At 42.2% G+C, this 22,762-nt stretch carries 18 protein-coding genes and 1 pseudogene; 5 read left to right on the plus strand and 14 right to left on the minus strand.

Features of this window, described 5'->3' with window-relative positions; genetic code table 11:
- Positions 1–45: 45 nt before the first annotated feature.
- Positions 46–1,230 (minus strand): MFS transporter, encoded by a 1,185-nt coding sequence (locus DYE48_RS15840; RefSeq protein ID WP_115824502.1) that lies wholly within the window; start codon positions 1,228–1,230, stop codon positions 46–48.
- Positions 1,231–1,752: 522 nt separating this feature from the next.
- On the opposite strand from DYE48_RS15840, the gene DYE48_RS15845 reads away from it, so the two are divergent.
- Together DYE48_RS15845 and ppdK are read left to right on the plus strand one after the other, a co-directional pair.
- Positions 1,753–2,571, plus strand: coding sequence for a pyruvate, water dikinase regulatory protein (locus DYE48_RS15845; RefSeq protein WP_115824485.1), 819 nt, complete (start codon positions 1,753–1,755; stop codon positions 2,569–2,571).
- Positions 2,571–5,246, plus strand: a complete 2,676-nt coding sequence (gene ppdK / locus DYE48_RS15850) for a pyruvate, phosphate dikinase (RefSeq protein ID WP_115824486.1) — start codon at positions 2,571–2,573, stop codon at positions 5,244–5,246. The genes DYE48_RS15845 and ppdK overlap by 1 nt, the downstream gene beginning before the upstream one ends.
- Positions 5,247–5,430: 184 nt before the next feature.
- Here the strand turns inward: ppdK and betA are convergent, their stop codons facing one another.
- The 12 genes and pseudogenes from betA to DYE48_RS15910 all read right to left on the minus strand — a co-directional run bounded on the left by betA (position 5,431) and on the right by DYE48_RS15910 (position 18,057).
- Positions 5,431–7,137: a choline dehydrogenase gene (betA, locus tag DYE48_RS15855; RefSeq protein ID WP_089651669.1), complete on the minus strand. Its 1,707-nt coding sequence runs from the start codon at positions 7,135–7,137 to the stop codon at positions 5,431–5,433.
- Positions 7,138–7,242: 105 nt separating this feature from the next.
- A complete protein-coding gene (gene betB, locus DYE48_RS15860; RefSeq protein ID WP_115824487.1) occupies positions 7,243–8,721 on the minus strand; it encodes a betaine-aldehyde dehydrogenase in 1,479 nt (492 codons plus the stop codon).
- Between the two features lie 265 nt (positions 8,722–8,986).
- Positions 8,987–9,505, minus strand: a complete 519-nt coding sequence (locus tag DYE48_RS15865) for a hypothetical protein (protein WP_115824488.1) — start codon at positions 9,503–9,505, stop codon at positions 8,987–8,989.
- Positions 9,506–9,788: 283 nt separating this feature from the next.
- On the minus strand, positions 9,789–10,979 hold the full coding sequence (locus DYE48_RS15870; protein ID WP_115824489.1) for a Ger(x)C family spore germination protein: 1,191 nt from the start codon (positions 10,977–10,979) through the stop codon (positions 9,789–9,791).
- Positions 10,976–12,577, minus strand: coding sequence for a spore germination protein (locus DYE48_RS15875; protein ID WP_115824490.1), 1,602 nt, complete (start codon positions 12,575–12,577; stop codon positions 10,976–10,978). Before DYE48_RS15875 ends, DYE48_RS15870 begins: the two co-directional genes overlap by 4 nt.
- Positions 12,577–13,695, minus strand: coding sequence for a GerAB/ArcD/ProY family transporter (locus DYE48_RS15880; protein ID WP_115824491.1), 1,119 nt, complete (start codon positions 13,693–13,695; stop codon positions 12,577–12,579). Before DYE48_RS15880 ends, DYE48_RS15875 begins: the two co-directional genes overlap by 1 nt.
- 12 nt (positions 13,696–13,707) lie before the next feature.
- Positions 13,708–13,938, minus strand: coding sequence for a hypothetical protein (locus DYE48_RS15885; RefSeq protein ID WP_089651627.1), 231 nt, complete (start codon positions 13,936–13,938; stop codon positions 13,708–13,710).
- A 335-nt stretch (positions 13,939–14,273) separates the two neighbouring features.
- Positions 14,274–15,083, minus strand: a complete 810-nt coding sequence (locus tag DYE48_RS15890) for a 5'-methylthioadenosine/adenosylhomocysteine nucleosidase (RefSeq protein ID WP_115824492.1) — start codon at positions 15,081–15,083, stop codon at positions 14,274–14,276.
- A 332-nt stretch (positions 15,084–15,415) separates the two neighbouring features.
- Positions 15,416–15,931 (minus strand): pyridoxamine 5'-phosphate oxidase family protein, encoded by a 516-nt coding sequence (locus DYE48_RS15895; RefSeq protein ID WP_115824493.1) that lies wholly within the window; start codon positions 15,929–15,931, stop codon positions 15,416–15,418.
- Between the two features lie 420 nt (positions 15,932–16,351).
- Positions 16,352–16,744 (minus strand): annotated as a pseudogene (locus DYE48_RS15900) (urease accessory protein UreD); the annotation flags it as partial.
- A 76-nt stretch (positions 16,745–16,820) separates the two neighbouring features.
- A complete protein-coding gene (locus tag DYE48_RS15905) occupies positions 16,821–17,531 on the minus strand; it encodes a nitroreductase family protein (RefSeq protein WP_115824494.1) in 711 nt (236 codons plus the stop codon).
- 112 nt (positions 17,532–17,643) lie between these two features.
- Positions 17,644–18,057 carry an RrF2 family transcriptional regulator gene (locus DYE48_RS15910; protein ID WP_115824495.1) on the minus strand — a complete coding sequence of 138 codons (414 nt, stop codon included), beginning with the start codon at positions 18,055–18,057 and terminating at the stop codon, positions 17,644–17,646.
- Between the two features lie 346 nt (positions 18,058–18,403).
- Between DYE48_RS15910 and DYE48_RS15915 the strand changes: the two genes are divergently transcribed.
- Positions 18,404–19,777 carry a M28 family peptidase gene (locus DYE48_RS15915; protein WP_115824496.1) on the plus strand — a complete coding sequence of 458 codons (1,374 nt, stop codon included), beginning with the start codon at positions 18,404–18,406 and terminating at the stop codon, positions 19,775–19,777.
- 243 nt (positions 19,778–20,020) lie between these two features.
- Here the strand turns inward: DYE48_RS15915 and DYE48_RS15920 are convergent, their stop codons facing one another.
- Entirely contained in the window at positions 20,021–20,872 is an 852-nt protein-coding gene (locus DYE48_RS15920) for a DegV family protein (protein ID WP_115824497.1), read from the minus strand.
- Between the two features lie 116 nt (positions 20,873–20,988).
- Between DYE48_RS15920 and DYE48_RS21605 the strand changes: the two genes are divergently transcribed.
- Both DYE48_RS21605 and DYE48_RS15930 read left to right on the plus strand, forming a co-directional pair.
- The gene (locus DYE48_RS21605; RefSeq protein ID WP_115824498.1) at positions 20,989–21,099 is read left to right on the plus strand and encodes a CAT RNA binding domain-containing protein; all 111 of its coding nucleotides are present in this window, start codon (positions 20,989–20,991) and stop codon (positions 21,097–21,099) included.
- 258 nt (positions 21,100–21,357) lie between these two features.
- Positions 21,358–22,719, plus strand: coding sequence for an NADP-dependent glyceraldehyde-3-phosphate dehydrogenase (locus DYE48_RS15930; RefSeq protein ID WP_341865623.1), 1,362 nt, complete (start codon positions 21,358–21,360; stop codon positions 22,717–22,719).
- The last annotated feature ends 43 nt before the right edge of the window (positions 22,720–22,762 follow it).

The raw sequence follows: 22,762 nt of genomic DNA on the forward strand, positions 1-22,762 counted from the left end.
AGGAAAGAAAAAAGAGCCTCCCCTTTGAGTGGGAAGCTCTTTGCATTAATTCTTTCTAAGTTTTTGAACGATAAGGAAGCCGGCCGCTCCCGTGAAAAAGATAAGCAGCAGACCCGCAAAACCGTTGGTAAAACCGGTACGCTCAATCGCAACCCCGAACAACGGAAAGCTGATCATAATGATGAAGCTTTCCATTAAACCAATTAAAGAAAAGAAGGTAGACCTGACATTACTTTTTAATAAGTTTTGCACAAATGAACTGAAGATCGGTTCGAATAGACTCAACAGCTGCGCAAGGAATAAGAATGATAGTAGAATGGCCCAGTCCATGGCAAAGATGAATAGGATGAAAAATAAAAGAAACAGCCCTAAACCGTAATGTAAGATATTGAAGAACTCAAACCTCTTTTCGACCTTGTAAGCGATTTTCGCCATGACGACTCCCAAGAGCCCCTCCACTGTAAATACAGCACCTACAACAACAGAGGAGTAACCTAACTGAATGAAGTACTCCTGACCATAAAACACGATTATCACCATAACCGCACTCGCCAAAATAAACAGCACCACAGGCCGGTGAATGACCTGATTTTGCCTCCATACAACTACACCTAATTTAAATTGGTGGACCCACTGGTTATACCATCGACCGTCGATGTCCTCCGTCTTTTCACGTTCCGGCTCCTTCAATAAAAACAAAGGAATAAGGGCGAGAACATGGGTGAAAATCGTTGTTCCATACACCCATCCCCAGCTGATATCCGCCATAAAACCGCCGAGGAATTTGGCAAGGCTCAATGATAATAGAGCAAGAGCTGTCATGCTTCCGATCACTTTCGTATAGTCTTTCTCACGGTTTTCATTTTTCAACGTGTCATAAGCAAACGCCTGCTCAGCACCGGAATGGAAAGTGACCATCATCCCCATCGATAAAAAGGCGAGCGTGAATATGGAAAAAGTACCGCTGATCATCATAAAGAGTCCATAAAGAATACTGAACACATTCCCGATGACTAAACTCACTTTCCGGCCATACAAATCAGCAATCATCCCTGTAGGAACCTCAAAGAGCACAATCGCCAGGTGAAGAAAAGCTTCCAACAAACCAATTTGACCGAACGTCATCCCTCTGTCGCCAAGGTAGATGACCCACAAGGCCCGGTCAAAAAACAACTGGGCAAAAAAGATATAGAAATACAGCATATAGATATTGCGTTTTGTTTTAAACATCATCATTCGTCCTCTCTTATACATAAAAAAGCCACACGTGATTATTCCGTGTGGCAGCTTCCGCTATTTAAAGGAAATCATACGTACGTTCACACTATGGAATTCAGCTAAAAAAGGACACACTTGTCCCTAGGACAGCTGAATTTCCAATAATAGACATCATGAAAAGCAGGTGTTTGTCCTCACTTTTGATGTCTAAGGTGAATGTAGGCATGATTTTCCCTCCTTTATGTACAAGATTAATTTCCATTATATTACGCTTTAGAACTTTAGACAACTTGCTCTATTACACCGCCAAGCCACCAAGTCTTTTAACAATGGCTTCGAACAATAAACGATCTTTTTGTTGTATCCATCCGCAAACAATGATACTATACTATTCAGTAATAGTATGACACATTCACTCTTAAAAATAACATTAGTGTAACACAATGATCGGGAAGGTATGAAAGAGTAGGAACCTGTACATATACCAACGATTTCATGCACTTTCTGTAGGACTAAACGTAAGGGAGATGGATTGTGACTAATCAAGAAATGGTTTATATCGTGTCAGATTCAGTCGGGGAAACAGCTGAATTAATGGTGAAAGCTGTGGCGAGTCAATTTTTTGGTCAGGATGTTGAGATCCAGCACTTCTCCTATGTGGAGGACAAGCAGGATATTAATAACGTCATCACTTTGGCGAAGTATCGTCCATCCATCATTGCCTACACCATCGTCCTGCCTGAGTTAAAGGAATACATTGACCACAGAGCTGAAGAAGAACAAATCATTGCTGTGGATTTAATGTACCCTTTGATGAATGCATTCACTCAAAAGTTCAATAGGCAGCCCAACCGCGAACCTGGACAAATGAGAAAGTTGGATGAGAACTATTTCAAACGAGTGGAAGCCATTGAGTTTGCCGTGAAATATGATGACGGTCAGGAAGTAAGAGGATTGAAACAGGCAGACATTGTTCTCATCGGAGTGTCGAGAACATCAAAGACTCCTCTTTCTATGTATCTAGCGAATAAACAATTCAAGGTAGCCAATGTCCCCCTCATCCCGGAGGTCCCGCCTCCAGAAGAACTTTTTAAAATTCCAAGAAAAAAATGCGTTGGATTAGTCATCTCACCTGAAAAATTAAATGACATTCGCAGAGAACGATTAAAAAGATTGGGACTAACAAATTCAGCCAGTTATGCCTCATTGAATAGGATCTTTGAAGAATTAACGTGCGCGGAAGACATTATGAAAAAAATCGGATGTCCAGTGATTGATGTCTCCAATAAAGCAATTGAAGAGACCGCCGATATCATCCTGGCCATGTTTAATAAAAGGGGGAGCTTTGCATAATGGAAAACAATTTTGTATTCATGTTTGATCAATCTGGAAGTAGCAAGAAAGAACTCCTGGGTGGAAAAGGTGCGAACTTAGCGGAAATGACACGCATCGGTTTACCCGTTCCTTACGGCTTTACGATTACGACAGCTGCCTGCAACGCCTATTATGATGCAGAAAAAGTCATATCAACAGAAGTCGAATCCCAAGTATTACAATCCCTTCAAGTCCTTGAAGAGAAGACAGACAAAAAATTAGGGGACCCAACCAATCCACTTCTCGTTTCTGTACGCTCAGGTGCCGTACATTCCATGCCAGGTATGATGGATACCGTTTTGAACCTTGGAATGAATGATGAAACGGTTAAAGGAATGGCGGAACTTACGAATAACGCTCGCTTTGCCTATGATTCCTATCGCCGGTTTATTCAAATGTTCGGAAATGTTGTCCTGGATATAGAAAACTACTTTTTTGAACAACAGTTGGAAGAAATCCGCGAAGAAAAAGGATACCAATCCGATACAGAACTCACAGCCGAAGATTGGAAAGAAGTGATTGAAGCGTTCAAATCGATTGTGCTCAAAAATACGAAGCGAAGCTTTCCTCAGGATCCAAAAGAACAGCTTTTCCTTACGATCCAAGCCGTGTTTGACTCATGGAATAACAAACGGGCCATCCTGTATCGCCGCCTTCATCAAATTCCCGGCCACCTTGGTACAGCTGTCAACATTCAGAGCATGGTTTTCGGAAATATGGGAGAGGATTCCGGCACGGGGGTCGCTTTCACACGCAACCCATCCACCGGTGAGTCTAAGCTTTATGGGGAATATTTGATTAATGCGCAGGGAGAAGACGTCGTTGCAGGGATCCGTACGCCTCAGCCGATTGCGACGCTCAAGGATGAAATGCCGGATGTCTATCAACAACTGGTAGACACCTGCCAGTTATTAGAAGACCATTACAAAGATATGCAGGACATTGAATTTACAGTAGAACGCGGAAAGCTGTTCATTCTTCAAACGCGGACAGGGAAGCGAACCGCCCAGGCAGCCATTCGAATCGCTGTTGAAATGGTAAAAGAAAAAATCATGGATCAACGCGAAGCCCTTTTACGTGTCGATCCCGATCAGCTCAATCAATTGCTCCACCACCGCATCGACCCTGAATACAAGAGGGAAAAATTAGCTGCAGGTTTACCCGCTTCCCCTGGGGCGGCCACAGGCCAAGTCGTTTTTGATGCTGATGAAGCCGATAAGCTTTCCAAGGATGGAAAAAAGGTCATCCTTGTTCGTCCTGAAACGACACCTGATGACATCCATGGAATCGTCGCTGCTCAAGCTACGGTTACGAGCCGAGGCGGAATGACAAGCCATGCCGCCGTGGTAGCTAGAGGGATGGGGAAAGCATGCATATGCGGTTGTGACTCTCTTAAAATTCACTTAGACACCAAACAGTTTGCCGTAGGGGATACGACTGTGAACCAAGGAGAGATCATTACGATTGACGGATCCACAGGAGAGATCTTCCTCGGTGAAATCCCAATGATTGAACCGGAACTTTCCGATGAATTCCAATTGCTGCTTCATTGGGCAGATGAAGAAAGAAAGATCGGAGTACGGGCGAATGCTGATAATCCAACAGATGCTGCGAAAGCCTTGGAATTTGGAGCCGGCGGCATTGGGCTTTGCCGTACCGAGCATATGTTTATGGATGCCTCCCGCATTCCTACCGTTCAAAGCATGATTTTATCTGAAACAACAACGGAACGTAAGGAGTCACTCGATCAACTCCTGCCCATGCAGCAACAAGATTTCGAACAAATTTTTGAAACGATGCAGGGACATCCCATCACCATACGATTACTAGATCCACCGCTTCATGAATTTATGCCGGACAAAGAAGAACTGCTCGTTGATGTGACAAGATTGCAAATCACAAGTCCTGACTCAAACGAGCTGCAGGAAAAGCAAACCCTTTTACGAAAAGTACGATTATTAGAAGAATCGAACCCGATGTTAGGCCTTCGTGGCTGCCGCTTAGGTATGATCCATCCTGAAATTTACGAAATGCAAATCTTGGCCATTTTCCAGGCGATGTCTAACGTCATGAAAAAAGGAATCACAGTTAAACCTGAAATCATGATACCTCTGGTAAGTCATGTGAATGAACTGAAAGAAATGCGAGAGTTGGTCATCCGGATCAGCCAACACGTTCAGACGGAAACAGGCCTAGCATTCGATTACCTTATTGGTACCATGATTGAAACGCCGCGCGCGGCACTCACCGCCGACCAAATTGCTGAAGAAGCAGACTTTTTCTCTTTCGGAACCAATGATTTAACTCAAACGACGTTTGGATTTAGTCGAGACGATGCAGAAGGGAAGTTTCTCCAGCATTATGTAGATAGCGATGTACTAAAAAGAAATCCATTTGTTTCATTAGATCAGGATGGTGTCGGGAAACTTGTGGAAAATGGTGTGAAACTGGGCAAAGCAACAAACCCCGCACTGAAAACAGGGATTTGTGGAGAACATGGAGGAGAAAAAGAATCCATCCAATTCTGCTTTGACTTAGGGTTGGAATATGTAAGCTGCTCCCCTTTCCGCGTGCCATCCGCCAGGCTTGCAGCCGCGCAGTCAACCATTCGCAGTGAACGGAAGAAGTCCCGAAAAGAACCACAGTACAGTTAATTGAGCGATGCTCCTTCTGTACAAAAAGCGTTCCATCCAAACAACGGATGGAACGCTTTTTTCAAGAATGTTCCTTATGAAAGCCCAGCAAAATTATTAAAAACAACAAAAAAGAGAAGGCTCTCCTTCATCCATGTACGCTTCACGAGCCATACATTTTGAAGAGACCTTCTCCATTTACGTTTTATTTTGTTACAGCTTTAGATTTGGATTTAGGAACGGTCCCTGCATCAGCTGGGTGAACACCATGCTGGTAGTAATCAGCATCGATTGGATCCAGTGGCTTACGTCCCAGGATCAAGTCTGCTGCTTTTTCTGCCAACATTAATACAGGTGCGTGGATGTTGCCGTTTGTAACATACGGCATAGCAGACGCATCGACTACACGTACATTATCAAGTCCGTGAACCTTCATAGATTCCGGGTCTACAACAGACATTGGATCTGATTCAGGTCCCATTTTAGCTGTACAAGATGGGTGAAGAGCCGTTTCCGCATCTTCTCTTACCCATTCAAGGATTTCTTCCTCTGTTTGAACCGTAGGACCAGGTGAAATTTCGCCAGCGTTATAAGGCTTCATAGAAGGCTGGGACATAATTTCACGAGTGATATTAATCGCTTCGATCCACTCACGTTTGTCCTGTTCTGTAGAAAGGTAATTGTAAACCATGCTTGGATGCTCTTTCGGATCTTTTGATTTAATCTTCAATGATCCGCGGGCATCAGAGTACATTGGTCCGATGTGCACTTGGAATCCGTGATCTGTCGGTGCTTTCTGCCCGTCGTAACGAACCGCTACCGGAAGGAAGTGGAACATCAAGTTCGGGTAGTCGACCTCATCATTGGAACGGACAAAACCTCCGCCTTCGAAATGGTTCGTCGCAGCTGGACCTGTACGTCCAAGCATCCACTGTAGGCCGATCCAAGGCATGCGTCGTTTCTGAAGGTTCGGCTGTTCGGAAACAGGAACCGGGCATGCGTGCTGGACGTAAACTTCAAGGTGATCCTGAAGATTTTCCCCTACACCCGGAAGATCAACGACTGGATCGATGCCAAGGGAACGAAGGTGCTTCGCATCGCCTACACCAGATAGTTGAAGCAGCTGTGGCGTGTTGATCGCACCACCGGCAAGGATGACTTCTCCCGCTTCTACTTGATGCATTTTTCCATTTCGCTTATACGTTAGTCCTTTTGCTTTTGTGCCATCAAAGTCAATGCTCGTAACAAAAGCACGTGTCTTAACAGTCAGGTTTTCACGGTCCATGACCGGGTGCAAGTAAGCACGGGATGCGGACAAACGCTGCCCTTTGTACACATGCTTATCAAACGGGCCAAACCCTTCCTGACGAAATCCGTTAACATCAGGTGTGCGATTATAACCAGCTTCTACAGCTGAATCAAAGAAGGCTTGGAATAGAGGATTTTTCGCTGGACCGCGCTCCAATTTGATTGGACCATCATGACCGCGCATATCATCATCAGGAGATGCCAATGCATTTTCCAGACGCTTGAAATATGGAAGGCAGTGAGCCCAATCCCAATTTGTCATACCTTCATCGGCACCCCAGCGTTCATAGTCCTTCGGGTTTCCGCGTTGGTAGATCATCCCGTTAATGGAACTGGAACCTCCGAGAACCTTTCCTCGTGCATGAGGGATGCGGCGTCCATTCATATATGGTTCTGGATCGGATTCGTACTGCCAGTCATAAAGGTTTTTACCTGAAGGGAACGGAAGAGCTGCAGGCATTTGGATCAATAAATCCCAAGAATAGTCACTGCGTCCTGCTTCTAGTACAAGTACGCTTTTTTTGCCATCCTCACTTAGACGGTTTCCCATTACAGAACCTGCACTACCGCCACCAACGATTACATAATCATAAGATTCAATCATAGCCATCTAATATTCCTCCTTGATGTTTTTAGTCGGGAAGAAGGTGCAAAAAACCCTTCTTCCTTTATCTGGTTTGTTCATGAATGTTTAAAATAAATGGTCAGCTTAGAACCAGTTGATTTGTTCTGGTTTAAGGTTTTGGAAAATATGCTTCGTTTCTGTATATTCTTCAATACCTAATTTACCTAGTTCGCGCCCAATTCCGGACTGCTTGTACCCACCCCATGGGGCGTGTGGGAAGTACAGGTTGAATTCATTAATCCATACCGTACCCATGCGCATCTTCGCAGCACAGCGCTCTGCTTTTGCGATATCATTTGTGAAGACACCGCCAGCAAGGCCATAGATGGAGTCATTCGCAAGTTTCACAGCTTCTTCTTCTTTCGTGAACTTCTCAACTGTAATGACTGGACCGAACCCTTCTTCTTGGACAACGGTCATGTCTGTTGTACAATCAGTGAAAATTGTCGGCAGGAAGAAGAATCCATTTTGTAATTCAGGGTCTTCCGGGCGTTTACCGCCAACGGCTAACGTAGCCCCTTCTTCAACTCCTGCTTCTACATACTTCTCAACTTTCGCAAGGTGTTCAGCAGAAATCAGCGGTCCCATTTGGGTATCTTCGTCAAATCCGCTTCCGAGTTTGAATTTCTTCACTCGCTCGACAAGCGCGTTTACGAACTCATCGTGAATGCTTTCTTCTACGATCAGTCTGGTCCCAGCAGAACAGATCTGTCCTGCGTGGAAGAATACGCCGTTCAACGCTTGATCGACAGCAAGGTCAAAATCAGCATCAGCAAAGATAACATTCGGGTTTTTCCCGCCAAGCTCAAGAGCGAGCTTCTTCACGTTTGAGCTTGCCGCCTGCATGATTTTCTTCCCTGTCACGATACCGCCGGTAAAAGAAATAAGGTCGACATCTTCGTTGCTGGACAACTCTGCACCTACGGTAGCCCCTGAACCAAGAACGAGGTTCGCCACACCAGCAGGTACGCCCGCTTCTTCAATCAGTTCAAATACTTTGATATGCGTAAGCGGCGTGATTTCACTTGGCTTCATAATTAATGTGTTTCCTGTTGCAAGCGCTGGAGCCAGTTTCCAGGACGCTTGAAGTAGAGGATAATTCCATGGGGTAATCTGCCCGCAAACACCAACCGGTTCGTGAACAACTTTACTGATGGAGTTTGGCACTGGAGAATCGATGATCTCGCCGCCATTCTTATCAGCAACCTCTGCATAATAACGGAAGACGCCAGCGATATCGTCCATGTCTCCACGGCTTTCTTCTACTGTTTTACCAGTATCCAGTGATTCCAGATAAGCCAATTCTTCTTTATCTCTCTCGATGAATTCAGCAATCTTACGAACGATCGCTCCACGTTCCGTTGCCGGAGTCGTCGGCCATTCACCGTGATCGAAAGCTTCCCTTGCGGCAGCGATCGCTGCTTTTGTATCTGTTTCATCGCCTTCTGGAACGATGGCGATTGTTTCTTGGTTGAATGGATTGATAATCGTACGCGTATTCTCTGAATTTGCGTCTACCCATTCCCCATTGATGTATTGTTTAAGTTTTAAATTTACGTTCATTTGATCAACTCCAATTCTGAAGTGAATTAAGTTTGTTAAGAATTTATTTAACGTTTTTAACACTAACATGTCTTTTGGAGGCTGTCAAAAGGAATTCAAAGAAAAAAAAGCGCCCGTCCCCCGCTAAGATTGCTCAAGTATAGCGGAGGTGAGGCACTTTCATTGTGTAGAGATATTTTTTCAATTTCCGAAGATGATTGACCGGTATAAAAATTCCTGACATGAGATTACCTAATTAGAGAGAAACGATTGCTCTCCCTATTCCTTACCGATTGAAAAAGTTTTTGAATGTCTCATATGTTTGGACTTGCTCCTCCCGTGAACTCTCTGGTGCTTTTTCTTTTACGAATTTATCCATGAAGGCAATATATCGATTGAGGATCATCATTTGCTGCAAGGCCATATGAATATGAATATTACGTACGTTTTCCGCTTTCATCCTCAACCCTGAATTAAAATTTTTGTTAGCCATTGTTTCAGCAGAAGTTTTAAGTACTGTTAAAATATTTTCTGGGGACATGCCTATGGAGGTGCCTTGGCAGTTAAATTGCACAGGTTCCCACTTATGTAAATCATTGATTCCAATGGTTTCATTTTGAACTGGATTCATAAGTGCGATCATAACTTTCACATGATTTTTCATGATCATGTATTGCTCTGTCGCTACCTGCCTCATCTCTGGTTCTTGAATGCTGCAAATCAGCGACTCTAACTTTGCTAATTCAGCTTTATGAACAGCCAAGTGTTCGGCCATTAAACTTAAATCTATCATTTTTAGAATCATAACCGTCCTCCTTCCCTTGAAATATATTCCTTGGAATTAAAATCATGACTCAGGAAAGGACGGCTATTTTATAGAATAGATTGTAGGAACAGCGGGAATTATTTTATTTAAGAAGCACCTGCCCCCCACTCCCAGAATCATTTTGGGGGTGGGGACAGGTGCTTTCATTTTCTGTTAGTATGAACTGTATTTTCTTTCCCAGGATTGAATAGGAAAGACCAACATAGAGCTCAAACCTTAATCAGGGAGGTACGGCCATCTGAATTTGTTACCTGAGATACTGCTACTCATCTTCCGTTAAAAAGCTTTTATTAGACGTTCCAGCCCTTCTTAAGAAAATGTTTGCTGTTACATCAATGTCTGCTTTACTAAACTGTTCATCCCACTGATCTCTTACCGCTTCAAATCTTTGATAGTGCTGTCTCCTCATCACTTCCCCAAATCCGAAAATATCCACTTCATATTCTTCTTGGACCTTTGTAACAGTATTTAGGATCATGGATTCTACCATTTCTGCAATATCTCTTTCAAACTTTTTATACGTTTCAATCTTCTCCAGGTTATCCTTGCACTGCGTACCATTGAGGAGTGCTTCTGCCACGATTTCTACTTCAAAATTGGGTGTTTCCCCTTTGTAATTGGCATGAATGGTGGATTTAGAGTTCACTATTCGTACATCGATATATTTTTCTTCCCCACACGGGACTGTGAGTGTTGTTTGGATGAGACCCTGTGTCCATACATAATTGCGCGTTTCTTCAAGGTTAAGATATCCAATGAGTTTATCTTCTTTAAATACAGCTAAACCCACCAGTGTGATCAAGGATTCAGGCTCCAGTTTTTTATTGTTTTCTACACTTTTCCCTTGTTTGGGCGCACCAACGATCGTCAGTGCCTCAGCAACCGGTTGACGCCCTCTAGAAGTAAGAGCTGCAATAAAATCTGATAATTTCATATCGGGTGCTCCCCCCCACTGTTCAAATAAGGTGGAGGACTGATTATGAACCTTCAGAGATGGGATTTTTTGAATAGGAAAGGTGGTTTTCAGTATATCAGCCGCTGAAATATCTCGTGCAATAAGCATAGTGAAATTGTTACGAAACTGTCCTGAGCGTTCTAAATAATCTAAAAAACCTGAGATCCCTTCACGGGCGATATCTTCTCCAATGACCAATGTTCGCGTGTGCGAATACCTTAATTCCCTCGTCAACCCTACATTCATTTTATCTAATAACTCGGAAATTGAATTTCCCTCTAAGCTAAAGGTAACAGAAGGGGTGTTCCCTTCGGATTTCTGAACGTTCAATTGACTTGCATTGGCGACTCCTACTGTTACTTTATATTTCGCATCCTCCCCTTGTTCTATCGCAACACCCGTAACAAAAGCTACTTCATTCAGTTCTTTTGTATCCCAACACCCACTAAGTAATCCGAGCATTAACAAGCTGGGCAGGAGAAGTTTCATCGCCTTCATGATCCGCTCCCCTTTTTACTGGGAGGAGGAGTTGGAGATTCAGACCCTGGATTCTTCAAAGGCGATTCAGTCTTCAGATAGTGTGGTCTTCTTTTATTAGAAAAGGAAGGAAAACGAAGAAATACATCTTCCTGATCTTCCGCAATAAATGGTGCAATAGGGGCAAGGTAAGGGACACCGAATGATCGTAAACTTACAAGATGGGCGACCATGAAAAAGAGGCAAAGCAAAATTCCATACAGTCCAAATAGCGCTGCCATGAAGATAAATATAAATCGCAACAAACGGGCTGCTGCTGTAAAACTCGCGATAGGGGATACAAATGTGGCTAGAGCGGTCAATGCAATCACAATGACAAGAGCGTTTGATACGAGGCCAGCTTCTACAGCAGCCTGCCCAATAACCAGAGCTCCTACAATGGATATCGTCTGCCCAATTGCCCGGGGCATACGAATTCCTGCTTCCCTTAAAATTTCGAAAGTGACTTCCATGATTAACAGTTCGATAACAGCAGGGAAGGGCACACCTTCCCGTTGAGCCTGCAAGCTGAAAAGCAAATCAGTTGGGATGAGAGCGTGATGGAAAGCTGTAAGTGCCACATATAAAGAAGGCAGAGTTAATGCAATCAGAAAGGAGGCATAACGAATGAGTCGAATAAAGGAACCCATAAAAAAGGATTGATAATAATCCTCGGTTGCTTCAAAAAAGTCACTAAAAACGGTAGGGGCGATTAATACGAAAGGACTTCCATTTACGATAATCACTGCTTTTCCTTCTAATAAATTAGCTGCAGCACTATCCGGCCTTTCTGTATTGTAGATCAATGGAAAAACCGTCATGGTCTTATCAGAAATATATTCCTCCACATTTCCAGAGTCAAAGATAGCATGGGTCCTGATTTTTTTTATCCGTTCCTTTACTTCTTCCAAAATCCCTTCGTTCATAACCCCGTCGATATAGGCAATCGTTACCGAAGTTCGAGTGTCCTTTCCAACGGTCATGGATTCAAATTTGAGAGAAGTATTTTGGATTCTTCTGCGAATTAAACTTATATTTGTATCCATCGATTCTGTAAATCCTTCTTTAGGTCCACGAATAACCGTTTGTGTGCTGGGTTCTTCAATCGGCCGATATTCAATATTCCCGACATGAAGAGAAAGACCCTTTGGCTGCCCATCGACGATCACTCCTGCGTACCCTGCCAGAACATCATCGATCAGCCCATGAAGCTTATCATGAAAGCGGTAGCCTACCCCCGAAAAAAATTCTTTACGGTAGGATTCGAATTCTTCTAAATTGGTTATGCTTCTGTCTTGTTGAGAAGAGTTGGATAGAGGCACCATGATTTTCTCAGCCAATAAGGATGTGTCCGTCATACTGTTCAAATAACATATCATTCCTTCTTTGTTCCCTACATGAATATTCTCTATTTGAAAATCCTTTGCATTTTCAAAGGCTTTTTCAATGTTCGACTGATTTTCTTTTAAATCTTTTGATAATGGAGGGGCCTCTTTCCCGAGCGACAACTGTTCATGTTTCAGAGACTTGTCCTGGTTGTAGGATTTTTGTGAAAGTAAGATCTTTTTTATCCATCCCATTATCTTTTCTTCCCTTCTGATTTTAAAACTTTAGCTTTCCATAAAACAAAAGGGAAAAGAAGTAATGGGATGCCAAATTGGAATGGAAAATGAACGATCCATGGTACCATGCTAATTCCCTCACTTATATGTTCAGCAAAATTCTTACTGATGATGATAGACATAAAAGCAATGATCATCGCCATGGGGTAGATGAAAGCACGATAAGGCCGATTGAAAACTAGTTCTAACCCTTTTAACCCGCCATAAAAGAAAATGCTGACTTTCACCAAAATGCCAAACATCACAACAAAAATAATGATTAAGTCGACACGTTCAATAAAGTCCCATAAAGAAATTTCCCCCGTGGCGGTTAAAAGCGGGAATTTGGACCTTAATTTTGCTTCGGGACCTAATGTGGCTATTTGCACAAAGGACGAATAAGCCAAGATGAGACCGCTGACTATTAAAGCAAAAATTGTCGTTTTCCCGGCATAACGAACCTTACTGGCATAGGGAAGGATCATCATAAAGGCTACAAGTTCACCAAATGGAAAAGTAATCAATTCAGGAAAGACCGTGCCTATCACAGGTCCTATGCCTTCGGGCAGTATGGGCATAACATTTTTAACGTGGAGTTCTCTACTAAATAAAAGCAAGATACCAATCGCGAAGATCGAACCCATTAAATAAGGTGCATAAATTTCAGAAAAACGACCTAAAACTTCCAAGCCAAGGTAGAGGATATAGGCGACGAACAGCATGAAGGTGATGGAGATCACTTCAATTGGAGTGTTCACTAACATGTCTCCAACAATCAACTCTCCAAAGTCTCTCAAAACTCTAGCCGAAATGTAGAAGAAATACAGGATATACAATAGAATAAATATTTTTGAAATTATTTTCCCAAAAGCAATCTCCATAATTTCAAATAAATTCTTCTCTGGAATCCTTGATAATAAGAAAGTATAAAACCATACAGTAATAATACTTAACAAGCAGGCGACAATCACCGCAATCCAACTGTCTTGTTTGGCCTCCCCACCAATTCCTACTACAATGGCACTCCCAAATAAAAAGGCACTAACAAGAATAAATAGTTGGGTTAATGAAATTTTTTCAACCAATTCTCTTTGCATAAAAGGGTTCACCTAGCTTCTTTTTTCTCTGCTTTCTTTTTTACTCATTCGATAATCAAGGAAAAAGGAAGCAAAAAGACCCGTGATCAGTGCGGTAAACACGATCGTTTCCCTTGTTCCAGCATCCAATGTTAAGGAGAAGTGAAGGGTTTGGAAAAATGAAAGGTTATATAAATGCATATCCAATAGAATGGATAAAAGAGTTGATGAAATAAGTATGAATACGAAAGCTATTGTGACCATAAAACCCTCTCCTGTTCTTTATTTGACCATAGCTCTATTCCTTTCCATAAAAGGGGGGATTTATAAGGTGGTTTGAAATTCAAATTTGTGATCAAGCTAAAGCCAAATTTCCTCCTGCTCTACACCTCTTTGAGAAAATTCCCTGCCTCCATCGCACGATTCCTTTAACAAAGCTTCGGTCACACACTTTCTTAACTAAAAAAGGTGCAGATTGATTGTCAACCCTCAGCAAAAAAAAGGCTGCGCAAAATCATGTTAAAGTAGCAAAAATAAAAGGAGACGGCTTTCTTTTACAAGAAAGCCGTCTCTTTACTAGCTATTACAATGTAAGGATTCTACATGTTTTTTAATATTTCTTCCATCACATGACTGGAGTTCTTTGCTGCTTCTTCTACAAAGTTTTCTTGAATCCCAGCAGCTTCCTCTTCCGCATCGTCAGAAGCCGAGCGAATGACTACGTAGGGAATTTCATTTAAGTAAGCTACTTGGCCAACAGCTGCTCCTTCCATCTCCACGACATACGCATCAAACGTTTCATGAATCCAGTTTGCCTTTTCTTTACTTGCAATGAATTGGTCGCCTGTCGCAATCGGTCCTTTGAAAACATCAACGTAATCAGGAAGACCTTCCGTACCTTTCTCAGCTAGCTGAACCAACTTTTGATCGGCTTCAAAATATCGTGTGTCCATGTATGGAATCTGCCCTGGTTTAAAATCTTTAGCCGTTTCGTCCATGTCGTGATGGACCGTCTTCGTAGAAATAACGATGTCTCCCAGACCTAATTCAGGATGAATTCCGCCGGCCACTCCAGAGTTAATCAATACATCCACTCCAAAATCACTGATGAGCATTTGGGCCGCAGAAGCTGCATTCACTTTTCCTATTCCGGATTTCACAAGTACAATGGGCTGGCCTTCCAACTCTCCCTCATAAAAAGTTAATTGGCCTTTATTCGTTGTTTCTTCCACTTCCATATGAGAATGAAGAATGTCAATTTCCACTTCCATCGGACCGATGATTCCTACTACTTTTTCTTCCTTTTTGTCAGCCGCTCCTGCTTCCTCAGGCTGCTCTCCACACCCTGCCAGTAAGAAGGCTAAAATCAGGACTCCAATTAAAAAACTTGCTCTTTGTTTTAAACTCATGTTATTTCTCCTCTCAACAAATAAAAATGCGAACATTAATATAAAATATTGAACTATTGTACGTGTTTAATTCTACACAACTCAATATCTCTTGCCAACCGTTCTTTTAAAATTTGCAGAAACGAATTTTAATGAGTGAAAGTACAAACGTATAACTTAGTCACTTTATGTACCATGCGTTTCATTGGCAACACAAAAAGAGCCTGCATACTTTTTCAGTATGCAGGCTCTTTCGCTTGGTAACATGATCAAGCATTGCCTGATATGAGTTGGGGAGGTCTTACTAAAAAGGCCTCCCCAACTCATGGAGCTTAATGTTTTTCTGCCAGTGATTATCTCGGTCCCTCATTAAAGTTAACCGTGTCTTTCAAATCGTTGTCTTCTTCCATGGAACTACTACTCGCCATCTTTTTCACAAATTCTTTGACGGTTTTCACGCTAAGTCCGGATTCCCAAAACTCTGCAATTTCAGGTTTCACTTTGACCAGGACAACATTCGGATTATCGGCGGAAGTGTTCAACACTTTTTCGATAATCTTATTCCAAAATTCTTCTTTCTTCTCGTCATCTGAGACGAACTCAGCTGTGCCGCTGATCGATACATAGGATTTGCCCGCGTAGGCCAAGTTGACTGCCGGGTTCCGTTGGATATCCCTGTACTTTTCTGTATCTTTCTCTGTGATGAACCAGATCTCTCCCCTGTCCATTTCAACTTCCTTTGTTTGCATCGGCCTGGACATCAGTTTGCCTTCCGGAGATACCGTAGTCAGCATCGCTACCTTCTCATCTTTAATTAATTCTTTTATTTTCTTGACGGTTTCCTGGTTTTCCGATGTTTGATCAGCCATTGATCTTTCCCTCCTTCAGAATCTCTTTTTCTTAAGTGTAAAGTCTTTTAATATCTATCACATTTGTTGTTCCTTTTCCCGGACACATGCAAGACTACACTTTGGTTTTAGTCTATAAAAAAGTCTCCCTTAAGTTTTTTGATTTTAAGGGAGACTTTAGCGATTTTTAATTCTTGAAACTTATAGAGGACAACCTCTATTCAAAAAAACTAATCTCACCTTACGTGCGAACATCCAGAAAGTAAAACAACTGAATTCCTTAATAGAGTAATATAGTTGATTAGTCTAAGAAAGCAGCCCATAATGTTAGCAGCCGGATTATTTTTTGAAAGTACCTGAACCCAATAGGTTACCACTTTATCAAAGTGGAGATTAGACACCGGTCTATATTTCAATGCACTCCTACAAACTAAAGCCCCGTTAATACTTCCTCCAGGAAACCTCCCCTTTCCCCAATAATTCTTTTCTTGCAAAGGTATGGATGTGGGAGATTACCTTTTCAATTGTCTGCGTCCAGTTATCTAAAATCCGCACAACAATCCCGCCATCTTCCATGTCAGAAATACCGAAACGGACATGAGGATAAAGCTCGATTACACTTTCATATAGAGATTCACCTAATTCACGAGAAGCTTTCGGATGAAAAATGATGAAAGAACCTACATGCGTGTGTCCCTCTAACTGCAATACCCCTTCCAACTCATCATCAGGTTCTAAGAAAAGGTGATCAAACAAAACGAGCTTTCCATTTTGGTAGACTTTCAATTTGTTCCTCACCCAGTCATATTGGAAGTTCGATCCATCTTCAGACCAGCCCGGAGCTAAGAAGCTGACCTTGAATGATTCTTGAACAAAAAAAGATCATCCACTATGGATGATCTTTTCTCATTTATTCGTAACGATTCCACTTCACAACATTCTCTAAAGGTAAACGTGTTTTTTGGAAGCCTGCTTTGACTCCTTTACCAAGGGAGATCAGCATAACAGAAGTGTATTCCTCAGGCACATTGAAGGCTTTTAAGAACTGTTCTTCATCGTATCCGCCCATCGGTACAGTATCGTATCCTTTTGCTTTCGCAGCAAGCATGAGCTGCATCGCAACAATTCCACCGTCAATATGAGCAATTTTCGCAAGCCGCTCTTCAGGGAAATTTCCATAGTTGTCGAAGATGCTGTTTACATACATATCTTTTACATCTTCAGGCATATTGCCTTTTTCAGCAATTTGAGAATAGATTTGATCGGCATTTTTATAGGCTTTTTTATCTCCAAGAACTGCGATTACGGCAGAAGCATCCACAATTTGCTGCTGGTTATTCGCAATCGGAAGCAGCCGTTCTTTCTCTTCCTGCTCATCAATGACAAGGAAACGCCAGGATTGTAAGTTGGATGAAGACGGAGCTAATGTTGCCGTTTCCAACAGCTCTTCAATTTCCTTACGTTCAATCTTATAATCCGGGTCATACTGACGTACGGAACGACGTTCTTTTGCTATGGTCAGAAAATCGGTATCTTCAAGGACTTTCGGAGCTTCCTTCGTCGTATCGATTTCTTTTACTTTATTGAGATATTCTTCTTTGGTCATCGTTTTGTTAGACATGGAATTGCACCCCTTTAACTGTATCTTACACGATTACAGTATAGATCGTTAACTGTTGCTTTGTCAAATACAGTTACTCATCAAAAGAAAACGAAACGGTGATCGTTTCGTTTTACTGTTCAATAAGATCCGATAAGGATTTCGATTGTAACCCTTCCAAAATCCAAGTCTCCATTTCCCTTTGCAAATCACAAAGAGACTGTTGGGAAGTGCCTGAGAAACAGTGTTTTCCTTCTACCTCAAAGTAGTCTTTCACTACGGTCTCAGCGCTAATAGCTTCATATACTTCAGAAAGCTTAATATCTTCCGTCTTTTTACTAAGGGAGTACCCCCCATCGCGGCCTTCTTTGGCACTTATGATTCCTGCCTTAACCAAGTGAGTCAGAATCTTACGAAGATAAACAGATTGAGACTCGAGCTTCTCTGCAAGTTTTCCACTCGGGCAGCGACCTTCGTTTTCAGCTAATACAATTAATGCTTTCAGTGCCATACTGAACCAACGCACATTATTCATTTTATCTGACATTGTTTCACCTCTTCTATCCAAGGTATATTTTGATGCATGCGAAATCAAAAGTCAAAGCAATGGAATAATCATTATTAGGTTTCTTCATTGTCGTCAAAAAGGGCTTCCTCTGCAAAAAAATGAATCTTAAGTAACAGCTTCTATTAAATCCTATCAAAGTTCATCATGGATCTACCTATGACGAACTATATATTCGACATCCTCCCTCAATTTTCTCCTTTTTCTCATAGGTAAGAAGGACAAGGAGAGCAACTACCTCCCCGATTATTATAAAAACCAAATAATTACAATTCTGATAAACTACCAATAGTACGGTTCTATTATGCTTTAAGAGGAGGAAATTGATTTGTCCAAGAAAGCCATCCCTTTCATGTTAGCCGCTGGATTAGTTTTAGGGTCTGCGCCTGCTGTAACTTTTGCTGATCCACCTGCACCAAATGAACAAGCAGACCACGCCTTTGATAATAAGGTCATTAAAAAAATCAGTGCCGAGCGTCTCTACGAACGGGTAGACCTACTGTCTAAACAACCCCGGGAAGCAGGAACGCAAGGAGAGTATGAGGCCGTTCAGTATATCAAAAGCGAATTCGAAAGCTACGGTTATGAAACGGAAGTACAGCCTTTCACCTTCCAAGCGTGGGACGGAGGAACTTCCTCCATTTCAGTCAATGGCTCAGACTTTGCTGGTGATGTTCATACCTTTAATGGATCTGTAAACGGCACAGTCGAAGCTCCGCTGGAGTATGTAGGTCTTGCTTATGCGGAGGATGTGCCGGATACCGTTTCTGGTAAAACCGCTTTGATTGAAAGAGGCGAAATCAGTTTTTATGAAAAAATCCAAAACGTGATCGACAAAGGTGCTGTAGGCGTCATTATGTTTAACCGGGAAGGAACAGAAGGCAATGATTTCGGTTCTACATATGAAGGACAGGACATACCTGCTGTTGCGATTGACCGGGAATCTGGTCTGTCCCTCGTGAATCAACTTCAGTCAGAAGAAGTCACTGCTGAAGTATCAGTACAAGATGCAGGACCCATCGATCAAACATCGTATAACGTGATCGCAACCATGAAACCACACAAGAATAAAGATACAGGACAAATCGTCACGGTAGGTGCCCACCACGACTCTGTGGCAGGCGGGCCAGGAGCTAATGATGATGCTTCCGGTGTGTCTGGAGTACTGGAATTAGCTAAAATCATGGCGAAAACTCCTACGGACACAGAGTTACGTTTTATGACCTTTGGAGCAGAAGAAAAAGGTCTACTCGGTTCCTATCACTACGTCAGTACACTGAGCGATAATGAAATAGATCGAATCTCCGCCCATTTCCAAATGGATATGATCGGAAGCCGCGACTCTGGTGACCTGATTATGTTCACACCGGATGGAGAGAAAAATATGGTCACAGATTTAGGCGCATCTGCAGGGGCAAGAGTGGCCGAAGTGGTCGAATACGGACAGCTTGGCCGCAGTGACCATGTGCCGTTTTATATGGAGGGAATTCCTGCCGCACTGTTTATTCATGCTCCTCTTGAGCCGTGGTACCACTCCCCTCAAGATACGCTAGATAAAATAAGTAAAGAAAAATTGAAAGAAACGACGGAAATCGTAGGAGCAGCTGTCTACCGAATCGCAAGACCAGATACTCCCGCGTTGGAAAATGCACGAGTTGCCCCTGGACCTGTTCATTATGAGTTTGATGATCGCCCACTATAACTTTTGAACTTAAGATGGTTTCACAGGACTTTCAGTCAAGAAATATTCTGCATAAAAAAGGTGCTTCTCCTCATAGGGAAGCACCATTTGAATTCTGTTATGAGCTACTTAATTTAGCAACAAGATAAATGATAAATTAATCCCGTTTCAGTTTTTGCACTCGGCTTTAGCATTGTGAGGTTACTAGTATTCAAAAGTTATAGAATAGATCCTCTCTTTACACTCCCTCTAGTTCAGTCCGCACTAATGCTCTAACCCTGCTACTCCGAAGCCACCGGCTCCAGAATGAGTCGAAATCATACCGCCAGCTTGAATCCACCTTATTTTTTGGAATCCGTTTCCTTTGGCAACTTCCTCCATCCGCTCCTTGATCCTTTCATCGAGTCCGATGGAGTAAATAAAATAAAGCTGCTGTCTATCGATGTTGAATTCATTTAAGTAATCACTCAAGAGTTTTTCAGTAGCTCTACTCATTTTCCCGCGGTACTTCTTTGTAGACACAAGCTTTCCATCCTTCAACTCTATGCATGGCTTTATTTTCAACAGAGCTCCGATCAGAGAAGCCATATTGCTTACGCGCCCTCCCGCTTTAAGAAATTCCAAGTTACCTGGAATGAAAGCCAGCCTTGATTTAGGAACGATCGCCTGTATTATTTCAACTAAGCGTTCCGGTTCAATGCCAGGTTCTTTTTCTAATAAATCAGCGGCATACAATACGATCGCAGCTAATCCTCCAGTAACGTTCAGAGCATCAATGAGAAAAATGTCTTCAAATTCTTCCGCGGCAATGACAGCATTTTGAAAAGAAGAAGACGCTTTTGATGTATAACCAACATGGATAATGATGCAATTTGGGAAATTATCTCTTATCGTTGCGAAAAACTCTTGATACTCATGAGCATTTGTGGAGGTAGTAGAGGGTATTTTTTTCGTACGTCTGTAATAATCATAAATATCCTGAACCGGCAAAGAACCGTCTAAATAATCCTTTCCATCCATAATAATGTGCATGGGAACAACTTGAAGCTCGTACTTTTCTGCTAGATCACCCGGTAAGTCAGCACCGCTTTCGGTCGACAAGATTATCTTTCGCATTCTATTTCCCCCTTGGTAATCTTTCGGGTTTGCGTTTCCCGCATTATACTTTAACTATACATGAGATAACCTCATTAGCATTGTGATAACTTTTATTTCCCTTATTTTAGTGGGCTTTGATTTATAATAACAAGCAGGAAATAATCGTTAGGGGGCGAGGGATTGCTTTTAATAAGCGGGTTGGAGAAGACATCGATGAAGATAAGCACTTTGGAAGACCAGGATAATACAAAGAAGTTGCTACTGGAACTATCACCTTACGTTTATCCGGCTACTCTGTCCAGATTACATTTTTCACTACTTATGCCAAAATGAAAGGATAATGGATTATATTAAACTTTATATGAAATGTAAGCGTTTAAATGAATGATGTTACCGCTTTCTTTGAGTTTGCAGGTCTTTTTAATATACTTAATAATCAGAATAATCAAATATATTGGAAGGATTGATTAGTTATCAGCATTGCAATCAAAAATGAAAAGAAGATCTATTCAGTTTCTGGAAACGAAGTTCTTGGCTCTCTACCTTTGATGTCCCAAGAGGAAGTAGACGATAAAATAAAACTGGCAAGTGAATTCCAAAAGAGTTGGTCCGCAACAGAGGTATATAAGCGGGCAGATATTTTGCACGAATGGGCAGATCGATTAGTTGAAAAACAAGATCAAATCGGTGAGGTAATTTCTAAAGAAGTAGGTAAAAACCTAGCTTCCGCTATTAAAGAAGTTGTACGGACAGCAGATTTAATCCGTTACACCGCTGAGGAAGGTTGCCGTATCCATGGTGAAATGTTGAAAGGGGATTCTTCCAGAGGCGGATCATCAAGCAAAATGGCAATGGTGGAGCAGGAGCCACTCGGTGTTGTCCTCGCTATATCTCCATTCAACTATCCGGTTAATTTAGCAGCTTCCAAAATTGCTCCCGCACTCATCTCCGGAAACGCCGTTGTTTTTAAACCAGCTTCTCAAGGGGCGTTGAGCGGTCAACTGATGACCGAAGCACTGCTCGAAACAAATCTACCTTCTGATATCATTCAATTTGTGTCCGGAAAAGGTTCAGAGATTGGTGATTTTCTCGTTACACACCCGAACATTGATATGATTACTTTTACAGGGAGTACAGAAACAGGACAAGCGATATCCCAAAAAGCAAAAATGATTCCTGTTGTATTAGAACTTGGCGGTAAAGATCCAGCGATCGTTCTGGAGGATGCTGACCTTGATCTAGCAGCTGAACACATCGTCAGTGGTGCTTACTCTTATTCAGGTCAACGTTGTACGGCAATTAAGCGTGTTCTAGTAGCTGACACTATTGCTAATGATCTAACAGAGAAAATAAAGCAGAAGGTTGAAGCTCTCTCGGTAGGAACTCCTGAAGACAATGCGACAGTGACTCCCTTGATTAATAACGATGCCGCTGACTTTGTGCAACATCTGATCGATGATGCCATAAACAAAGGTGCAGAGCTCATTACTGGCAATAGACGTGAAGATAATTTAGTTTATCCAACATTATTAGATCATGTAAATTCAGATATGGATGTGGCATGGGACGAACCTTTTGGTCCAGTCCTACCGATCATTCGTATTAACGAAGAAGAAGACTTTGTATCACTTGCCAACCAATCAGAATACGGTCTACAAGCAAGTATTTTTACAAAAGACGTTCAGAAAGCCAGGGAAATCGCCACAAAACTAGATGTAGGTTCCGTGCAAATGAACGCCAAAACAGAACGCGGTCCTGATCATTTCCCTTTCATCGGAGCTAAAAACTCCGGCCTCGGGTCTCAAGGAATACGCCGCAGTATTGAATCCATGACACGCGACAAATTATTCATCTTGAATCTATAATATTAACGCTCAATGGTTCCTGGTAAGTATATCAATGCTTAGC

Origin of the sequence: Halobacillus trueperi (genome assembly GCF_003386945.1) — a bacterium.
GTDB classification, from domain to species: domain Bacteria; phylum Bacillota; class Bacilli; order Bacillales; family Halobacillaceae; genus Halobacillus; species Halobacillus aidingensis.

Coding starts and splice junctions, on each gene's coding strand:
- DYE48_RS15840 (WP_115824502.1), bottom strand. CDS start 1,230: ATGTTTAAAACAAAACGCAATATCTATATGCTGTATTTCTATATCTTT.
- ppdK (WP_115824486.1), top strand. CDS start 2,571: ATGGAAAACAATTTTGTATTCATGTTTGATCAATCTGGAAGTAGCAAG.
- betA (WP_089651669.1), bottom strand. CDS start 7,137: ATGATTGAATCTTATGATTATGTAATCGTTGGTGGCGGTAGTGCAGGT.
- betB (WP_115824487.1), bottom strand. CDS start 8,721: ATGAACGTAAATTTAAAACTTAAACAATACATCAATGGGGAATGGGTA.
- DYE48_RS15865 (WP_115824488.1), bottom strand. CDS start 9,505: ATGATTCTAAAAATGATAGATTTAAGTTTAATGGCCGAACACTTGGCT.
- DYE48_RS15870 (WP_115824489.1), bottom strand. CDS start 10,979: ATGAAGGCGATGAAACTTCTCCTGCCCAGCTTGTTAATGCTCGGATTA.
- DYE48_RS15875 (WP_115824490.1), bottom strand. CDS start 12,577: ATGGGATGGATAAAAAAGATCTTACTTTCACAAAAATCCTACAACCAG.
- DYE48_RS15880 (WP_115824491.1), bottom strand. CDS start 13,695: ATGCAAAGAGAATTGGTTGAAAAAATTTCATTAACCCAACTATTTATT.
- DYE48_RS15885 (WP_089651627.1), bottom strand. CDS start 13,938: ATGGTCACAATAGCTTTCGTATTCATACTTATTTCATCAACTCTTTTA.
- DYE48_RS15890 (WP_115824492.1), bottom strand. CDS start 15,083: ATGAGTTTAAAACAAAGAGCAAGTTTTTTAATTGGAGTCCTGATTTTA.
- DYE48_RS15895 (WP_115824493.1), bottom strand. CDS start 15,931: ATGGCTGATCAAACATCGGAAAACCAGGAAACCGTCAAGAAAATAAAA.
- DYE48_RS15905 (WP_115824494.1), bottom strand. CDS start 17,531: ATGTCTAACAAAACGATGACCAAAGAAGAATATCTCAATAAAGTAAAA.
- DYE48_RS15910 (WP_115824495.1), bottom strand. CDS start 18,057: ATGTCAGATAAAATGAATAATGTGCGTTGGTTCAGTATGGCACTGAAA.
- DYE48_RS15920 (WP_115824497.1), bottom strand. CDS start 20,872: ATGCGAAAGATAATCTTGTCGACCGAAAGCGGTGCTGACTTACCGGGT.